Raw genomic sequence first — 17,875 nt, forward strand, 5'->3', positions numbered from 1 at the left:
TAAGGCCGGGCTAATTTTATGCTTTATAGGTCACTGCATTAACGCTTGTGCCGCTGTAAGCAACGCCAGGTTATACACATCATCCGTGTTGCATCCGCGTGACAGGTCATTGACCGGGCGGTTCAACCCTTGGAGAAGCGGGCCGACCGCTTCATAGTTACCCAAACGCTGGGCAATTTTGTAGCCAATATTACCAGCTTCAAGGCTAGGGAATACAAAGACGTTCGCATTGCCCTGAAGGACGGAATTTGGAGCCTTAGCTGCGGCAACAGAAGGAACAAACGCGGCATCAAATTGGAATTCTCCATCGATGATTAACAGAGGATCGCGGCGCTTAGCTTCTTCCACCGCTGCCATAACCTTTTCTGTTTCCGGAGATTTGGCAGATCCTTTTGTCGAAAAGCTCAGCATCGCAACACGCGGCTCCATATCAAACATTCTTGCAGTCCGCGCACTCTCGATTGCAATTTCAGCTAGGTCATTGCTGTCAGGTGCAATATTAATTGCACAATCAGCAAACACATATTGTTCATCTCCACGAACCATCAGGAATACACCGGATGTTTTAGAGACACCTTCTTTTGTTTTAATAATTTGCAAAGCAGGCCGCACGGTATCAGCAGTGGAATGAGCTGCACCGCTAACGAGCCCGTCCGCTTTGTTTGCATATACGAGCATAGTCCCAAAGTAGTTTTCATCAAGCAAAATCCTGCGAGCATCTTCTTCGCTAGCTTTACCCTTCCTTCTCTCAACAAATGATGCTACGAGTTCATCCATCATCAAGTAATTGGCAGGGTCATAAATTTCAGCGGCTTCAAGGGATACATCCAATTGCTTGGCTTTTGACTGTACCTCTTCAATATTGCCGATAATTACAGGAGTAAGGATTCCTTCTGCAGCCAGGCGTCCCGCAGCCTTCAGGATTCTTTCATCCAGGCCCTCAGGGAAAACGATCCTCAGGTTATTACCGGAAATCTTTTGCTTAATTCCTTCAAATAAATCACTCACGTTACTTCTTCCTCCTTTTTTACACATATTCAGGATAACCCACTGACACTAAAATTCAAGAAAAATACCGTCCCACCGAAAATGTCAGTCTTTTTAAAAAGTTCGGGAGATTGGCTGTGGAATTAGGCTCTTCCATACAACGCTCTTACCCCGTATTCTCGGGCAGTAAGACCTACGCCAAAATTAATTTCACAAAAAAGAAATATGGCGGGGATCAGCTGCCTGTAAAAGCCCGATTGATGAGATACGATTTATTAGGTCTTCGCCTTACCGGGCTTTGCGCGACTAACCTCAATCGAAGAACACAGGGATGGAAGTTTCACTATATTTTCAGCTTTCTTTTGACAAAATATCCTTTTTTGCCAGGAATTAAACGGACAGGCTATTAAAGGGCATCTAATGGGGATTTTTGGCGAAACTATGATATAGTAAACAAGTATAAAGAGTAGAACGAATCGGGAGTGATTTGGATGAGCGAAGCTGCACAAACGCTTGATGGATGGTATTGTTTGCATGATTTTAGAAGCGTCGATTGGACGACCTGGAAAATGACGCCAGAGAATGAACGCCAAGCCGCCATAGAAGAATTTATGGGCCTAGTGGAAAAGTGGAATGCGACTCAGGAAAGTAAAGAAGGCAGCCACGCACTCTATACTGTTGTCGGCCAAAAAGCTGATTTCATGATGATGATTCTCCGCCCTACAATGGAGGAATTGAATGAAATTGAAACAGAGTTCAATAAATCGAAACTTGCTGAATATACAATTCCCGCACATTCCTATGTATCGGTTGTAGAATTGAGCAATTATTTAAAAGATGGCGAAAATCCATACGAAAACCCTCATGTACGTGCCAGACTGTATCCTATTCTGCCTAAAGCAAAATATGTTTGCTTCTACCCAATGGATAAGCGCCGCCAAGGCAATGACAACTGGTATATGCTTCCGATGGAGGATCGCCGTAAGCTTATGTACAGCCATGGCATGATTGGCCGCCAATACGCAGGAAAGGTCAAACAAATTATTACAGGCTCCGTAGGCTTTGATGATTACGAATGGGGAGTAACATTGTTCTCCGACGATGTGCTTCAGTTCAAAAAGCTTGTATACGAAATGCGCTTTGATGAAGTTAGCGCCCGCTACGGCGAATTCGGCTCGTTCTTTGTCGGCAATATCCTTGCCGAAGAAAAGGTTGAAAGCTTCTTCAGTATATAAAAATGTGCTCCCACCCCGATTTATCGTGGCGGGAGCATTTTTTATTGTATCCTCCTTGAGTAACAGCACTCTTCTTAAAGTACTAAATCGGCATTTTGCCTCATATGATTGAAACAGCGAGTCTTCAATTCCGAAAAGGTAGAATCCCTAACCTTGGAATTGGAAAATCGGCAATAATGGCAGCGGAGGCTGACCCGTCGGCCGACCTCCAATGCGCAATTTATGAGGAGGGAATGCAAATGTATCCGTACGGAAATTATAGTGCTGGCCAACAGGGGTATCAGCCCTATTCAGGAACAGGAGGGACACCTGTAGGCCCTGGCCCAGGTATGCAACAACAGTCTTTTGGAGGCGGACAGATGGGCGGTTTTGGAGGCGGCGCCGGTTTCCAAGCACCTTTTCCACAGACACCAACGACTGGCCAACAAGCGCAGGGGATGCTGCCAATTGAAGAATCCTATATAGAGAATATCCTCCGGTTAAACCGAGGAAAGCTGGCAACGGTTTATATGACGTTTGAAGGGACACGGGATGGCCAAAGACGGCAGCAGGTTTTTAAAGGTATAATTGAAGCCGCGGGGCGTGACCATATTATCCTTAGCGACCCACAGACAGGGATGCGCTATCTACTGTTGATGGTTTACCTCGATTATGTAACGTTTGATGAGGAAATTGAATATGAATATCCATTTGGAGCAGGTGGCGGTGGTTTTAGCGGCAGCGGTGGACCCGGACATGGCCAGAGCACACAGCCGCCGCGTTAGGTTAAATGAAATAGGAGGGCAAGCCAATACGGCTTGTCCTCCTTTTTTTATAGATACTTTGTTGCACCAATGACAATTAATACCCATGCAGCCAGGAATGCGACTCCCCCAAGAGGAGTAATGGCGCCGAGAATACTAATTTTTGTCAGGGTTAAAACATATAGACTACCGCTGAACAAAATAATTCCGATTAGCATCAGCCAACCTGAGGTAGTAAACAAGGAGGCTGCTGGTACCTTTCCGAGGATGAGCCCTATTACTAAAAGTCCAGCTGCATGGAACATCTGATAGGTTACCCCAGTCTTCCAAGTCTCAAGATATTTCGGTTCAACCCGCCCCTCCAGGCCATGTGCTCCGAATGCTCCCAGGGCAACTGCCAAAAATGCGTTAACAGCCCCAATGATGATGAATGTTTTCACTTTATTTTCCCCCTAAAAGTCAAAGATTGAATCTCCGTTTGCCCCGTCCTCCACTTCCAGCTTCTTTCCAGGTATTATAGCAGTACCAAGGTTTTCCACCCCTATGGATGGTGTTGCCTGAATTGGCTGTACAGCAGGAGTTCTCGTTTCCTCTTCGGCAAGGATGACCTCGCATAAAGCCTTGATTGTATATATTTTTTCACGTACTTGGGCCTCATTTGAACTCGATTTTGCCCGGTCCAGTTCCTCACCCATTTTTCTTAGTAGAGTATGTATATGTATGTTCAAAGAAATCAACTCCCTGTCCCATTTTACAATATCACCATTGTACAGTATTCCTGCTTTTTTCGCACATAGGCCAATACGGCAAATTTCTCTCCAGGTCATGAATGACAACTTAATACCTTCACAACCCCGAGTTATCATTCACGACCTTTATGAATAGCCTCTCTCCACTTTAGGAGTGCCAAGCTTTATCAATAAACGCATCATACTCATAAAGAAGGCTGACCCGTTTGGATCAGCATTTTAATTAGCATTAAGTTCTTAAAGTGGTGGCAGCGCCCAGTCAATTTCATCATATCCAAGCTGTTTTAAAAGTTCATTTGTTTTCGAAAAAGGCTTGCTTCCAAAAAAACCTTTTCTCGCTGAAAGCGGGCTTGGATGTGCCGAGGTAATAATTTTATGCTTTTTTGTGTCAATCAAAGATAGCTTGCTTTGGGCTGGTTTCCCCCATAGGATAAATACCAGAGGCTTGTCACGTTCACTTAACCGCGTAATTACCTGATCAGTGAACCGTTCCCATCCCTTCCCTTTATGGGAATTTGCCTCTCCCTGTCTTACGGTAAGGACTGTGTTAAGCAGAAGCACACCCTGTTCCGCCCAGCTGACAAGATATCCATGCTCAGGAGTTTCACTATCAAGATCGCTGCACAGCTCTTTAAATATGTTTTTAAGAGATGGCGGCGGGTTGATTCCCGGCTTAACAGAAAAACTTAGTCCATGTGCCTGGCCCGGCCCGTGATAGGGATCCTGGCCAAGGATGACAACTTTTACATCATCATAGTCTATAAACATTAATGCATTGAAAATATCACTGTATTCCGGATAAATAGTTTTCGTACGATATTCTTCTATTAAAAATTCCCGCAATGTATGGAAATACTCTTTTTGAAATTCCTCTCCCAATACCTTAGACCAGCTTCTTGGCAAATTGTTTTCAAGCATATAACCCCTCCTTCCAATCTCTATTCCCCATTTTACTGCAATTCTATCATTTTTTCTGATTGGGTTCTTCCACCCCTATCATGTTTACGGCTTTGCGGAAAGGATAAATACTAAATGTGAGATAAATTTCATAGATAAGAAGGAGGAACCAATTATGTATAAGGTTGAAATCGTTGAAAATGGAGTCCAGGCCCAGGATAAGCTTTCCTTATTGGCTACCGAAGGCTATAAGAAGGACGATATCTATTTATTTGCGCATGATAAGAAGCGCGAGTCCCATCTTGCTGACGCAACTGGAGCAGAAGAGGTCGGATTGACGGACCAGGGCTTAATCAATTCAGTAACTGGTGTATTTAAAAAGCGGGGCGATGAACTGCGCACCCAATTTCAATCTCTTGGGCTTTCTGAATCTGAGGCTGACCGTCTTGAAAAAGAGCTGGACGAAGGCAGGCTGGTCCTTGTAGCTTGTAAAAAGTAGAGAACAACGAACCCCCGGGGAAGAATTCTCCGGGGGCTTTACTATAGTTTATCGGGCTGCAAAGGACATCCATAAAAAGGTATACCTATATAATCTGCCTTTAAAATGTATCATCCCATAATCTTTTGATAAATTGATTTTGCATGAGTAAGATCTTTCGTACCGTGAACAAGAGCACGGCCATCATTGAAGATAACCATCCGCTCAGCACCAAGCTCTATCGAAATAAGATAGGGATTTCCTTTGACAGTATATCCAAGAGATCCGAGCTGCCCTGAGAGCTGCTCAAGCGAAACTTCCCCTTGTGCAGACGGGCGAATTTGCACTGTATCCCGCCCGCAAAGAACTGTGGTTTTGGTCATATTATCTTTATCAAGATATGGATATGTCGGATGTTCCCCACATGACAGGCAACCAGCAAATTTCGCTTTGCCCATTTTCATCGATGTATACTCATTGCGCCACATATCAAAGCTTACAAATTCCGTCCTAATTGCATCCCAGTCTTCTACTAGAATTTTTAGAGCCTCAGCGGTCTGATGCGAAACAACCATTTGAACAGCCGGTCCAATAATCCCCCCAGTATCACAGGTAAGACCTTGCAAAGGAATTGTTCTCAAAAGGCAATTCAAGCAGGGAGTGACCCCAGGTATAATCGTAAAACTCATTCCATAACTTCCAACACACGCGCCATAAATCCAGGGAATTTGATATTTCTGCGAAACATCATTTATCGCCATTCGGGTTTCGAAATTGTCTGTTGCATCAATGATTAAATCTACACCTTCTGCAAGCTCCTCTAGGAATTCCGGAGTAGCATCACCAATGATAGCCTCTACTTCCACATCAGAATTGATTGCTTTTAGTCTTTTTTCAGCCGCAGCTGCCTTCGGTAATTTTTCGGCAACATCTTCTTCTGTATAAAGCTGCTGTCGTTGCAGGTTGCTCGCCTCGACATAGTCCCGGTCGATAATGGTTAATTTACCGACGCCCGCCCTGGTCAGCACTTCGGCGTTTCCGGAGCCAAGCGCGCCTGTACCAATCAGCAATACATGCTTTGAGCTGATTTTCTTCTGCCCTTCATTGCCGATACCTGGAAATAAGATTTGTCTTGAATACCGTTCTGCCATCACTTTAGCCTCCTTTCCGTAATCATCGGAGCTGTTTCTGGTACTATCAGTAAGGCTGCAATGTGAAACTTAGGCTTACTGCCCCTAAATGCGGGATAAACAAAGCTTCCAATGAAGGAAGCCCTTTTAAAAAAGTTTTTAAATCAACCGCCGCTTACCGGCGGGATAAAAGCGATAATATCGCCTTCTTGTATGATTTCTTCATTCGTGGAAAATTCCTCGTTGATTGCAGCCATAACTGTATCCATTTTCGGAAGGCTGTATTTACCAGCAAGATCCGTCTTCAGTTCCCCCACTGTTTTTCCAGCAGCGTCTACGGAAATAGACTCCACTCCTGCCGCATCACGTAAATGGGCGAAAAACATCACTTTATTCATTCAAATCACCCTCCTCGGGTTTTCCTTTTGGATATGCAATCGTTTCAAGCTGATTTCCGACCCATTCTTCTCCATCTTTCCAATGCTCTTTCTTCCAAATTGGAACAATCTCTTTAATCCGCTCGATTGCATAACGATTTGCTTCGTAAGCATCAGCACGGTGTGGTGTCGATACAGCAATGACGACAGCGACATCTGTTATATCAAGGCGGCCAACCCGGTGCGTTATCGCAACTTTAGATCCTTGCCAGCGCTCCTCAATTTCACGGCCAATTTGCTCAAGTTTCTTCACGGCCATCGCTTCATATGCTTCATATATTAAAAAAAGAGTCTTTTTGCCATGAGTGAGCTCACGGACTGTTCCAATAAAGGTTGTAATCGCTCCAGCCTCCCGCTGGACAACCTTATCAATGACAGTTTGTATATTGATGGGTTCCTTTGAGATTTCAAACATCATTTACCCTCCATGTACTACCAGGCATATTTGCCTTTCGTATTCACTAGTCTGTCGTCCCTACTCAGCTTATTTTGGGAACTGCGCCGGCAATGACTTCATAGCCGCCAATTTTTTCGACTTCTCTTCTGAAATCTTCAGATTGAATTACAGAAATAAGCATTCTCCCTTTTTCGCTTTCAAAAAAGGCGCGAGTCATGACCAAATCATACTCTTCATCGGCGAGCGGAATGAATGATAAGCCCATTGATTTCGCAGCCGGATAGATTCCAAGGCCAACTGAATCCTTATCACTTTTCACCTCAGCCGCTACGCTCAAATGGGAAAACATTTCCCTGCTGTATCCAATAATTTTTTCAGGGGAAAGGCCTTTATCCTTCAGGAGGAGGTCAAACAGAATCCTTGTCCCGGCGCCACGCTGCCTGTTAACAAAATGTGCACCTGTTCTGGCAATGTCTTCAACTGTTTCAATCCCGAGAGGATTCCCTTCCGCAACGAACCATCCCTGCTTTCTCTTTAGGAATGGATAGAGGACAATGTCCATGTCTGCTAAAAACTTCTTCACGTAAGGCAAGTTGTATTCCTTTGTCTCAGGATCTAGCAAATGGACTCCAGCAACATGCGCCTCTCCCTTGCGGATTGCCATCAGTCCCGCCATGCTGCCAACATGGGCAGATATAACCTTCATATCAGTCCGTTTCCGTTTAATCTGTGACGACAAAAGGTCGATTGTCAGGTCGTGGCTCCCAGTGAAAACAATGCTATTCGTCACTTCTTCAAGTGGTTTGAGAAGTTCCACCTCTGCGGTATCTCCCTGTTCATACCCAAGTATGTCAGTAGGAACAACGAGCAGTGCATCTGCCCGTACATAGGACATTGTAACACCTGCCGCCCTGGTCAATGGATTTGCAACATATCGTCCGTTTACATACCCAATATTCATTCGGATAAAGTCTTCCTGGCCCATCGTTGAAACAATACGCCGTCCTAATGTTACATCAATTTTCTGTCGTTTTGGCACAGGAATCTGCAAGTATTTGCAGATGAGCGGCTGAACAAACCACTCCATCGCAAGGTAAGCAGATACCGGATAGCCCGGCACACCTACCACTGGTTTGCCATTAATCTGCCCAAGGATAACCGGTTTGCCTGGCCGAGCGGCAACTCCATGAGTGAAGACCTTGCCAATTTCCCCAATTACATGGGCTGTGTAATCCTTCGATCCTGCGGAAGAACCTGCATTTATAACGACAATATCTGCTGTTTCACTTGCTTTTACTAGTGCTTCTTTTATATTTTCCGGATTATCCCTTACGATTGGAAATAAATGTGGCTCGCCGCCCCATTCCTTCACAAAGTTCGAAAAAACAATCCCGTTGAATTCAATGATCTTGCCTGGTGCAGGCTCGTCTTTCACGTCAATGAGCTCATTGCCAGTTGGAATAATGGCAACAGCCGGCTTTTTTATTACCTGAAACGCTGTTATCCTCGCTGCAAGCAGGGATCCCAGGTCCGCGGGACGCATTTTATGTCCCTGTGGAAAAATCATTTCCTCCTGAACTATATCCTCACCGATTGGGCGGATATGCTGCCAAGGAGTAGCTGGTTCAATAATTTCTACTGTATGGTCGTCTATAACATTCACATTTTCTATCATAATAACGGCGTTATACTGAGAAGGAATCGCATTTCCTGTATCAACATAAACAAATTGATCCCCTAGGGTGAGCCTTAGCGGGTTCTGCTCATGCGCACTAAATGTATCAGCAGCAAGGACTGCAATACCATCCATAGCCGAAGCGTGGTAATGCGGCATCGATGTGCCGGCAAAAATCGGTTCAGCGGTAATCCTTCCAAGTGCCTCTTCAACGTTTAACCATTCCGTTTCCGGGAGCAGGTCGAAGGCAGCAAGTAATTCTTCCCTTGCTACAGCCCTGGGCTTGTCCTCGAGATAAATTTTCCGTTTATACCGCTTCTGTTCCATGTGCTGCTCCCCCTACCTTGTTGCCATCACTGGGACATATTCGCCCTGGGCGATGCCCTCTTTTTCTGAAGTGATTTCTACAATCCCATCGCTCTTCACCAATGTCGTAATTAAACCAGATTTGCCAATGATTGGTTCAGCCCACCATTCGCCTTTCTGTTCAAACAGACTGACCCGAATATAATCGGATCGGCCGGGACTTGAAGGAATATTTTTTGTGATTCTGGCAAAAATCCTGTCAGGCCTTTTTACGATTGTTTCTCCCTGCAGCCTTTTCAAAATTCTTTCACCGAACAGGTTAAAAATAATCATGGCCGATGCTGGATGGCCAGGAAGGCCAATCACGGGTTTCCCGCCAGCGATTGCAAGGATTGTCGGTTTGCCCGGCTTGATGGATATCCCATGAACAAACACGCCTGGGCTTCCAAGGGATTGAATTACATCGGTTGTATAGTCTTTTGCCCCTACCGAGCTGCCTCCTGATAAAATGAGGCAATCAACCTGTTCAAATAACTGCATCGCCCTTTGTTGAAATTCTTCAAACGTATCAGGAACAATCCCGCCATAGACCAGGTCAATTCCCCAGTCACGAGCAAGACCTGCAATCGTCAAATAATTGATATCGCGGATTTGGCCTATTTGCAGTTCAGGTGTTTCAAATGGAACGATTTCATCCCCAGAAGACAAATAGCCAGCCCGAATACGGCGATACACTGGCACATCCGTTATTCCGAGTGATGCAAGGGCGCCAATTTCCTGCGGCCTCAGTCGAACCCCCTCTTTAAGAAGCAGTTCACCAACCCTTATATCTTCACCCCTGCGGATGATATTTTCTCCTGGTGCCACCTGTTTATAGATATTTAGAAGGCCGCTGATTTCTTCGCAATGCTCAATCATGATTACGCTATCACTTCCAGCGGGAATCATACCCCCAGTCGGCACGTACACAGCTTCACCGAAACCGACCGGTACAGAAGCAGTTTCGCCCATTTTCACTTCACCCACGAGAGTCAGGAAACCGGGCATAGACTCGGAGGACCCAAATGTATCTGCCGCTCTGACTGCATAACCATCAACAGTAGACCTATCAAAGCCTGGAACATCTTCACGCGCCTGCACTGGTTCTGCCAGTACATAGCCAAGTGCTTCCTCAAGCCCACGGTTTTCAACCACAGCAGTTCTCCCCACTTTTTCGTCAATCAAACTAAAAGTATCCTCTACTGTTTTGACCTTGAAAAATTGCATATACCCCGCTTCCTTTCTCTCTCGGCAGGTAAAGTTTACATTCTGCTTTTTTCTTTTAGTGCTTGTTTCGCAAATTCATACTCTTCAGGGTGATTCATATTGAAAAAAATCTTATCCAAAGCAACTGCAGAATACTTCTGCAACTCTACTTCATCAATATAAAAAGTATCTATTTTTCTTAAAAGATCCTTAATCCGGAGATTTCCTCCAATAATACAGGACTCAATCTCTTTTATTATACTCTTTTGGTACACGGCGAAAAGGGGGTGGTGTGTTCCCCCAAAGACCGGAATAATAGCATCATGATTTCCCACTTGCATAATAAGGGTTTCAGCTAGCTTCCCTGATACAAATGGCATGTCGCACGCAACTATTAAATTAGAGTCAAAACTCGAGGCTTTAAGACCGGCATGAATACCTGCCAGCGGCCCCATTCCAGGATATTCGTCTCCAACTGTCACCACATTCAGGAAACCATATTGTTTTGAATCATTCGTAACAAGAATGATTTCTTCAAAAATGCCAATGAGTTCATCTTTTATTCTTTCAATAGTAGGTTTCCCGCCAATTTCCAATAACGCTTTATTCGTTCCCATCCTGCTTGATTTCCCGCCGGATAGTAGGATGGCTGTCGCCTTCATGCCAACACCCTCCTCTTTTCTAATCTTTCACCTATGACTATTGTTGATTCTGTCCTGAACCGCCTCCGGTATGATAACCGTTTTCTTGGGCAATAAAATCAAGGTGGAGGGTATTCAAATCCAAAATGGCTAAGGACGGTTTTTTAATGAATTGACGTGTATCAACAATCTTGATATAGCCTATGCATTTGTCACATGCCTGGATTTGGGATGTTGAATCTCCTTCAACAGAAATAAATTTAATTGTGTCATGTTCGTCATTCCCACAGTGGGTGCAAGTGATCCTTTTGTCATGCCAGTGGACCAAACAACGCGGACAATATAGCTCTTTCTTTCCTTCTCCTTCTAGTTGCGCAAGTCTGGCAGGCTCCCCGCATACGGGACAGCCGGCACCATGGACGCCAAAGGAGATACTAGGCTGTGCCTTCTCAGCTGCAAGCTGTAAATATGGGCGAAGCGCGGTCTCTGCTATGAAATGGGGAATCCACTCTTCTACTTCGTGATCTTCTGCGAAATCGGAGAAATACATATCATTAAATGCTAACGCCTCATCAATCCAGCGTTGTGCAGTGTTTTCATCAATTAACTTGCTTAGAAAAGCGAGCTTTTCTTCCATACTATTATTATGTTTCACCAACAGAGTCCTTAATTCCTCTATCCACTGTAAAAATAGTGGTATATCAAAATCAAAAATTGCTTGAGATGCCACTGGAACCCCTGCCGCCAACGACGCTTTATCTACTTTTATATTGACTGATTGTTCCCCAAGGCTTTCTTTCCATTTTTCCTGAAGGCTGATAATCTCTTTTTGCAAATTTAAATACTCTTTGGATACGACGGATGTCTTCAACCCTGTGCACCTCTTTTCATGTATTGTCCTGCATCGGGCCAAGGCCTTCTTTAGGGTTATATCTTTAGTTTAGTAGGAATGGCTGCCTTTACAGACAGCCATTCCCTTTTTTGTTTCTATTAAAAGCGCATACATGTATTTACTCTTATTATGCACCTTTGTGTTTTTTCTTGTCCAGCTTATCAAGGTCAGGGAAATTGCCCTTTTCCACTTCTTCATCATACCAGTCACTGTAGTGGCCTTTAGCCCACCACGCAGGAACCTTACCAGTTACTACGCCAGACCAGCCTGGGCGTGAGTGCTTGTGGATAACACTGAGATATATGTGTCCGACAATAACTGCTATTCCAATCGCAAAGCCGACATTATGAAGGAAGTATCCCCATTGAATAAGTGCTTTAGGGAAATACTCTGGAAACCACATTGTGAAGCCGGAACCGATGACCAGGATTGCACAGAAGATCTGGAGAATCGAGTTTATTTTTTCACCTGCGTTAAAGAATGTTTGTTTGACATGATCAAACTTTAAGCCAAACAATTCTTTGACGAAGTTTCCAAAAAACGCTATGTCCCGCTTTTTCCAAGTTATTAATTCCTTCATCCAGAGCATAAACCACTTCGGGCTGAAGATTAATAGGATAAAGGTCGGCGCTATGAAAGCAACAGCGAAAATTCTGTGCAGCAAACGTGCGCCCTCAGGGCCCCCGAAAACTGGATAGAGCCAGTCAAAGAATTCGGTATACATAGGCAGAGCCGTAATGTATAGAGCAAAGAATGCTATACCATTGATCGCATGGGCCCAGACAAATGCCAATGGGAAACGGCGAACTTTAACATCCCTCAATTGCGGTTTACTCATGGCCTTCACCACCATTCTTATGCTCAGCTTCTTCAGTTTTTTTACTGAAAATCTTATTTGTTACAAATGCACCAACAAGGGCCATGGTAGTTGCACCAAGCGCCATTTTGCCGAGTGGCTGGGCATAGTCTTTCCAAAGGACTGCGGATGTTGGTACCTTCGGATTTTCAGGCAATCCGTATACAGACGGCTTCTCGGCAAGTACATACACTGTATGAGTACCGCCAACTCCCTGTGGGTTGTAAACCATTGCATTCGGATAGCGTTCCTTGATTTCAGTCACGCGCTTTTCTGCCTTTTTGATCATTTCATTTTTGTCGCCAAACTCCATCGAACCCGTATGGCAGACAGTGACACATGCTGGCTGCATGCCTTCTTCGATACGGTCAGTACACATTGTACATTTGTTGGCCTTACGGTACTCATCACCGTTTTTATCAATATAATTCTTTAGGGAAATCACGTCGAATGGGCAGTTTTGGACGCAATATCCGCAGCCTACACACTTTTCATGATCGATAACAACTGTTCCAAATTCTGTGTAGGAGATGGCATCTTCAGGACAAACCTTTTCACATGCGGCATCTGCACAGTGGAAGCATGCAGAATGACGGAACAAGTAATCAAGATTTCCCTTTGAATTTTCATGCTCGATATACTCTAGTACATTCCATGTGTCAGCAGTCACTTTGGCATGGGATTGCACGCTTCCCTGGTACGTTACATCCTCCGCAGGAAGGTCATTCCAGTTTTTGCAGGCGACCATGCAAGCCCTACAGCCATCGCATTTGGTGACGTCAACATATTTTACATATTCCGGCATTAGCCCTTCCTCCTTACGTCGCAAAGGAATGCTTTATACTCAGGAATCGTTGTGTTTGCATCACCGATATGCGGCGTTAAACGGTTAGCTGAATCCCCGGTTGCGTATCCCTTGTAACCAAAGTTCCATGGCATGCCGATCTGGTGGACCTTTTTGCCTTGGATTGTGTATGGTTTAAAGCGTTTCGTAATCATCGCATACGCTTCAATTTCACCGCGCGCTGACGTTACAATGACTCTATCCTTGCCCTTGATGCCTTTTTCCTTTGCCAGTTCCTCACTGATTTCAACAAACATATGGGCAGCAATTTCAGAGAGCCATTCCTGGTTCCTAGTCATTGAACCGGATTGCCAGTGTTCGCTGACACGGTATGTTGTAGCGACAATTGGAAACTTCTCTTTGTCACCTTTTTTGTTAAATTCTCCGTCAAAAATCTGGACTGCTGGGTTCAAATCCTGGCTTGAGAATGGGTTCTTGATTGGGCTTTCAAATGGCTCATAATGCTCTGGGAACGGCCCTTCATTCATGGCTGAGGCAAAAATTGACGCAACCTGGCCATTTGCCACCATAATGAACGGATTTTTTCCGCCTGGTTCTGATGGGGATACAACTGCCTTGAAGTCTGGCACATCGTCCCCGACCCACTTCTTCTGGGCTGCATCCCAATGGATAACTGCCTTTTCTTCACTCCATGGCTTGCCGTTCAAATCGGCAGATGCGCGGTTGTACAGGATACGGCGGTTCATTGGCCAAGCGTATGACCAGTTCAGGAAGTGTTTGCCTCCAGTTTTGTTATCACGGTTTTTGGCACGGTTGCCTTCTTCCGGATAAAATCCACTGTAAATCCAGTTTCCGCTGCAGGTCGAACCATCATCAAGCAGGTCGCCAAATCCGGCAATCTGTTTTCCGGTTTTTACATCATAGCCATTGATTTCCCGGCATACCAAGTCAATATCAGGGTGATGGCCTTCGCCAAAATTCCAGTAAAGCGCATTGATTGGCTTTGCAGCTGGGGTGTTTTCATTTTTATAAAGAGCCTTGATCCTTGTTGCGAACTCATGAATGATTTCAAGGTCGGCTTTTGATTCACCTTTTGGTTCGATTGCTTTCCAGCGGTACTGCATCCAGCGGGAGCTGTTCGAGACAGATCCTTCTTTTTCAAATGAAGCACAGGCAGGCAGCAGGAAGACTTCCGTTGCAATCTCGTAAGGATTTGCTCCTGTTTCCTTTTGCCAGAACGCGGAGGATTCAGTTTCCCACAGGTCGACTGCGACAAGCCATTTCAGGTTGCCCAGTGCTTTCTTCTCTTCGCCGGCATTCGGTCCGCCGACAACCGGGTTGGTTCCAAAGAGGAATGCTCCATCAAGTTGTTTGTCGTACATTGCTTTAAACAGGTTGATATGCGAATAGTTCTTATTGCCTTTTGGCAGATACTGATAGCCAAATTCGTTCTTTTTCGTTGCATTCGGGCCATACCAGGCTTTCAGCATACTTACAAGAAACTTAGGCTTATTGCTCCAGTAGCCAGCTTTAGGTGTTTCTTTTTCGTTGTATCCCGCCAGTGTGCCGTGTTCAGGCACAGAAGATTTTGGTGCCCCAACATAGCCTGGGAGATCCCCGTAAAGGAGACCAAAGTCAGTTGATCCCTGAACGTTTGATTCTCCGCGCATTGCAGCCAAGCCGCTTCCCGGAATACCAACGTTACCCAATAGAAGCTGCAAGATTGCCATTGCACGCACGTTTTGCGAACCAACTGTATGCTGCGTGATGCCCATTGCGTACATGATGACGCCAGATTTTCCAACTTTCCCTGTTGAACAAAATGCTTCGCAGACTTTTAGGAAATCTTCTTTAGGAGTTCCTGTGGCTTCAACGATTTTGTCGACTGTATAGCGGGAATAATGTTTCTTCATCAACTGATAGACAGAACGCGGATGTTCAAGTGTCAAATCCTTGACGAAGTTGTCATCTTTGTCTTTTTCAAAAGCCCAAAGGGTTTTATCATAGGACCTTTTAGTTTCATCATAGCCAGAGAATAGGCCATCGTTAAAATCATAGCTATCTTTCACAATGAAAGAAGCGTTTGTATAGTTAGCAACATACTCTTTGTGGATTAGGTTTTTTTCCATTGCATAATTGACCATCCCAGCCAGGAATGCGATATCTGTTCCGGACCGAAGCGGCGCATAGACGTCAGCCAATGCTGAAGACCTTGTAAAGCGTGGGTCGACAGAGACAATTTTTCCTCCATTTTCCCTTGCCTTTGTCAGCCACCTGAACGAAATCGGATGGTTCTCCGCAGGGTTTGCTCCCATAATTAACGCACAATCAGTATATTGCAGATCATTCCAATGGTTAGTCATTGCTCCACGACCAAATGTAGGTGCCAGACCGGCAACCGTAGAACTATGTCATATTCGTGCCTGGTGTTCGAGATATACGACGCCAAGCCCTCTCATCAATTTGGCAAGAAGATAAACTTCTTCGTTGTCGAGCGCGGCACCGCCTACGCTAGCAATTCTCTCTGTTTTATTAACTGTCATACCATCTTCTTTTACAACAAAAGAAGCATCGCGGGTTTCTTTCACACGCTTTGTGATTGTTTCATACATCCATTCCCAGTCTTTTTCTTCCCATGTATCGCTGCCCGGTGCGCGGTAGCGCGGCTTTAATACACGCTTTTCTGAGGTATAAAGCTGTCTCAGGGTTGTTCCCTTTGAGCAAAGTTTTCCTTCGTTGATTGGGTTGTCTGGATCCCCTTCTGTGTATACAACAGTGTTGTCCTTTGTGTGGACAAGGATTCCGCACCCTACGCCGCAATAGCAGCAAATGGTTGGTGTTACTTTTGCATTGGCTGTCTTCAGCTCTTTCGATTGTGCATGGGCTTTCTTTTCGTCAAACCCAAGCTCAACGATGGCCAATGTAGCTGCTGTAGCGCCTGACAATTTCAAGAACTGCCTGCGATTCAGGTTGATTTCAACCATCTCTCTGTCTCCTTCCCTTAATTAAGCATCCCTTAATTCCCCGAAAAATCAGTATCACCGATAAAGATTTCCTCTGCGCGATTCCCCCTTTCAATTCGATTCTGCAGCAACAACCGATTCTCGAAGGTCACTGTGGACCCTGCCTGCAGTAGTATAAATTACAGCCATTTTCCCCCTTAAATAGCCTACTACTTCTATATTTAAATATTTGGCTAACTGGATGGCCTGCTTTGTTGCAGCTGTCCTTGAGCCGATGACGGCGAAGCCAAATTTTGCTGCCTTGGATAGCATTTCATATGACACGCGTCCTGTAGTAAGGAGAATCAAATCTTCCGGATTAAGCCGATTGCGAATTGCATGGCCAATGATTTTGTCGACAGCATTGTGTCTTCCGATATCTTCCCGGATCTCCATATTGCCAGCTTCATCAACGATGCACGCTCCATGCATGCCTCCTGTTTCGAGGTAGAGCTCCGAAGCCTGCGCAAATTCAGCGCGTTTCTTCAATAAATAACTTAAAGGGTAGTTCTTAGTTGAATTATTTCTTCCAAATTCCTTTACATCTGTCATTGAGAAGAAGGTTACTCCACGGCCGCACCCAGCAGTGTAATGCTTCTTTTTTGAAAACATCTTGTCTCCATCAAAAGAATTATTCAATGTGACCCCGAGCGTTGCCATACCTTCGTGAAACTCCACTTTCTCAACATCATCCGCTATGTCAATCATCCCTTCCGAGAAGAGATAGCCATACACCCAGTCTTCTAAATCAGATTTCGTAAGCTGAAAAACGGCAATTTCATAACCGTTGACTGTAAGATTGATCGGATATTCCTCAGGACAGCTTTTTCTGTTCATTGTCCTTCCTCCTTTTCCGTCCGGCACCATTTCACCTATCTTCATTGTAGAAACCTCGGCCGAATACAGCAGTGATATTTATCACCCTCCCGGAAATTGGGAGTCTTTTTTGAAAACCTTTGCAAATCAAGGCTGGTACAAGTTCGACTACTAAAATTTATAATAAAAAGAGCAGAAAAAGTGGTTTTAATTTGACAGATTGGTTGCCCTTTTGTGTCTAAGTTTTGTACATTTTGTGACTGCTTAAGATTAATAACGTGAAGATAGAATTAAATATCCATCCTTCAATAGCGAGCGCTTACAACCATTGCTAATCTGCAAACCTTTCCTTCGTATACATAGAGTAATCGGGATGAACATTTTCCGCAGTAATTTTTATCACGTCTACATGTATTAGACACAATATCGTAACAAATCAGAAATGCTTGCCAACGAAACTTTCATTTTTATATGTTCATTGAACACTTGTCTAAACTGAGTATTGACATCAAGTCTCATTCTCTTTACAAAGGGGGTTTTAACTGAGTAAAATGAGAAGGATACGTATGTAAAGAACCAGGGAT

At 44.6% G+C, this 17,875-nt stretch carries 18 protein-coding genes; 3 read left to right on the top strand and 15 right to left on the bottom strand.

The genetic code is table 11. The features are described 5' to 3' along the window. Positions 1-30: 30 nt before the first annotated feature. Positions 31-1,008, bottom strand: a complete 978-nt coding sequence (pta, locus tag TY16_RS02415) for a phosphate acetyltransferase (protein ID WP_043930122.1) — start codon at positions 1,006-1,008, stop codon at positions 31-33. 470 nt (positions 1,009-1,478) lie between these two features. Between pta and hemQ the strand changes: the two genes are divergently transcribed. After that, positions 1,479-2,222: a hydrogen peroxide-dependent heme synthase gene (gene hemQ, locus TY16_RS02420; protein ID WP_043930123.1), complete on the top strand. Its 744-nt coding sequence runs from the start codon at positions 1,479-1,481 to the stop codon at positions 2,220-2,222. A 239-nt stretch (positions 2,223-2,461) separates the two neighbouring features. Beyond that, positions 2,462-2,986: a spore coat protein GerQ gene (gene gerQ, locus TY16_RS02425; RefSeq protein ID WP_081772857.1), complete on the top strand. Its 525-nt coding sequence runs from the start codon at positions 2,462-2,464 to the stop codon at positions 2,984-2,986. Positions 2,987-3,033: 47 nt separating this feature from the next. Here gerQ and TY16_RS02430 read toward each other — a convergent pair whose 3' ends face one another. From TY16_RS02430 to TY16_RS02440, 3 genes are all read right to left on the bottom strand, one after another. Continuing rightward, positions 3,034-3,405 (bottom strand): DUF423 domain-containing protein, encoded by a 372-nt coding sequence (locus TY16_RS02430; RefSeq protein WP_043930125.1) that lies wholly within the window; start codon positions 3,403-3,405, stop codon positions 3,034-3,036. Between the two features lie 12 nt (positions 3,406-3,417). After that, complete coding sequence (locus TY16_RS26480) at positions 3,418-3,693, bottom strand: YwdI family protein (RefSeq protein ID WP_043934449.1); 276 nt, start codon at positions 3,691-3,693, stop codon at positions 3,418-3,420. Positions 3,694-3,951: 258 nt separating this feature from the next. Then, a complete protein-coding gene (locus TY16_RS02440; RefSeq protein ID WP_043930126.1) occupies positions 3,952-4,632 on the bottom strand; it encodes a uracil-DNA glycosylase in 681 nt (226 codons plus the stop codon). 154 nt (positions 4,633-4,786) lie between these two features. On the opposite strand from TY16_RS02440, the gene TY16_RS02445 reads away from it, so the two are divergent. Further along, on the top strand, positions 4,787-5,110 hold the full coding sequence (locus tag TY16_RS02445) for a general stress protein (RefSeq protein ID WP_043930128.1): 324 nt from the start codon (positions 4,787-4,789) through the stop codon (positions 5,108-5,110). A gap of 110 nt (positions 5,111-5,220) precedes the next feature. Here the strand turns inward: TY16_RS02445 and TY16_RS02450 are convergent, their stop codons facing one another. From TY16_RS02450 to fdhD, 11 genes are all read right to left on the bottom strand, one after another. Beyond that, on the bottom strand, positions 5,221-6,240 hold the full coding sequence (locus tag TY16_RS02450; protein WP_043930129.1) for a thiazole biosynthesis adenylyltransferase ThiF: 1,020 nt from the start codon (positions 6,238-6,240) through the stop codon (positions 5,221-5,223). 143 nt (positions 6,241-6,383) lie between these two features. Then, positions 6,384-6,617 (bottom strand): molybdopterin converting factor subunit 1, encoded by a 234-nt coding sequence (gene moaD / locus TY16_RS02455; RefSeq protein WP_043930131.1) that lies wholly within the window; start codon positions 6,615-6,617, stop codon positions 6,384-6,386. Continuing rightward, positions 6,610-7,074 (bottom strand): molybdenum cofactor biosynthesis protein MoaE, encoded by a 465-nt coding sequence (locus tag TY16_RS02460; RefSeq protein WP_043930132.1) that lies wholly within the window; start codon positions 7,072-7,074, stop codon positions 6,610-6,612. The genes moaD and TY16_RS02460 overlap by 8 nt, the downstream gene beginning before the upstream one ends. Positions 7,075-7,135: 61 nt before the next feature. Further along, positions 7,136-9,055, bottom strand: a complete 1,920-nt coding sequence (locus TY16_RS02465) for a molybdopterin biosynthesis protein (RefSeq protein WP_043930133.1) — start codon at positions 9,053-9,055, stop codon at positions 7,136-7,138. A 12-nt stretch (positions 9,056-9,067) separates the two neighbouring features. Next, positions 9,068-10,300: a molybdopterin molybdotransferase MoeA gene (locus tag TY16_RS02470; RefSeq protein ID WP_043930134.1), complete on the bottom strand. Its 1,233-nt coding sequence runs from the start codon at positions 10,298-10,300 to the stop codon at positions 9,068-9,070. 35 nt (positions 10,301-10,335) lie between these two features. After that, on the bottom strand, positions 10,336-10,941 hold the full coding sequence (gene mobA, locus TY16_RS02475; protein ID WP_043930135.1) for a molybdenum cofactor guanylyltransferase: 606 nt from the start codon (positions 10,939-10,941) through the stop codon (positions 10,336-10,338). Between the two features lie 37 nt (positions 10,942-10,978). Further along, complete coding sequence (locus TY16_RS02480) at positions 10,979-11,791, bottom strand: formate dehydrogenase accessory protein FdhE (protein ID WP_043930136.1); 813 nt, start codon at positions 11,789-11,791, stop codon at positions 10,979-10,981. 148 nt (positions 11,792-11,939) lie between these two features. After that, complete coding sequence (locus TY16_RS02485; RefSeq protein ID WP_043930137.1) at positions 11,940-12,650, bottom strand: formate dehydrogenase subunit gamma; 711 nt, start codon at positions 12,648-12,650, stop codon at positions 11,940-11,942. Next, entirely contained in the window at positions 12,643-13,473 is an 831-nt protein-coding gene (locus TY16_RS02490; RefSeq protein ID WP_043930138.1) for a 4Fe-4S dicluster domain-containing protein, read from the bottom strand. The genes TY16_RS02485 and TY16_RS02490 overlap by 8 nt, the downstream gene beginning before the upstream one ends. Then, complete coding sequence (gene fdnG / locus TY16_RS02495) at positions 13,473-16,448, bottom strand: formate dehydrogenase-N subunit alpha (protein WP_155922322.1); 2,976 nt, start codon at positions 16,446-16,448, stop codon at positions 13,473-13,475. The genes TY16_RS02490 and fdnG overlap by 1 nt, the downstream gene beginning before the upstream one ends. Positions 16,449-16,547: 99 nt before the next feature. Next, complete coding sequence (gene fdhD, locus TY16_RS02505) at positions 16,548-17,312, bottom strand: formate dehydrogenase accessory sulfurtransferase FdhD (protein ID WP_043930141.1); 765 nt, start codon at positions 17,310-17,312, stop codon at positions 16,548-16,550. Between the last annotated feature and the right edge of the window lie 563 nt (positions 17,313-17,875).

Source organism: Bacillus sp. EB01 (genome assembly GCF_000613125.1).
GTDB lineage: Bacteria > Bacillota > Bacilli > Bacillales > Cytobacillaceae > Bacillus_D.

Excerpts from the sequence above, each read along its gene's own strand:
- TY16_RS02485 (WP_043930137.1), bottom strand. The coding sequence starts at position 12,650 with ATGAGTAAACCGCAATTGAGGGATGTTAAAGTTCGCCGTTTCCCATTG.
- TY16_RS02460 (WP_043930132.1), bottom strand. The coding sequence starts at position 7,074 with ATGATGTTTGAAATCTCAAAGGAACCCATCAATATACAAACTGTCATT.
- moaD (WP_043930131.1), bottom strand. The coding sequence starts at position 6,617 with ATGAATAAAGTGATGTTTTTCGCCCATTTACGTGATGCGGCAGGAGTG.
- gerQ (WP_081772857.1), top strand. The coding sequence starts at position 2,462 with ATGTATCCGTACGGAAATTATAGTGCTGGCCAACAGGGGTATCAGCCC.
- mobA (WP_043930135.1), bottom strand. The coding sequence starts at position 10,941 with ATGAAGGCGACAGCCATCCTACTATCCGGCGGGAAATCAAGCAGGATG.
- TY16_RS02465 (WP_043930133.1), bottom strand. The coding sequence starts at position 9,055 with ATGGAACAGAAGCGGTATAAACGGAAAATTTATCTCGAGGACAAGCCC.
- TY16_RS02450 (WP_043930129.1), bottom strand. The coding sequence starts at position 6,240 with ATGGCAGAACGGTATTCAAGACAAATCTTATTTCCAGGTATCGGCAAT.
- TY16_RS02490 (WP_043930138.1), bottom strand. The coding sequence starts at position 13,473 with ATGCCGGAATATGTAAAATATGTTGACGTCACCAAATGCGATGGCTGT.
- TY16_RS02445 (WP_043930128.1), top strand. The coding sequence starts at position 4,787 with ATGTATAAGGTTGAAATCGTTGAAAATGGAGTCCAGGCCCAGGATAAG.
- hemQ (WP_043930123.1), top strand. The coding sequence starts at position 1,479 with ATGAGCGAAGCTGCACAAACGCTTGATGGATGGTATTGTTTGCATGAT.
- fdhD (WP_043930141.1), bottom strand. The coding sequence starts at position 17,312 with ATGAACAGAAAAAGCTGTCCTGAGGAATATCCGATCAATCTTACAGTC.
- TY16_RS02470 (WP_043930134.1), bottom strand. The coding sequence starts at position 10,300 with ATGCAATTTTTCAAGGTCAAAACAGTAGAGGATACTTTTAGTTTGATT.
- TY16_RS02440 (WP_043930126.1), bottom strand. The coding sequence starts at position 4,632 with ATGCTTGAAAACAATTTGCCAAGAAGCTGGTCTAAGGTATTGGGAGAG.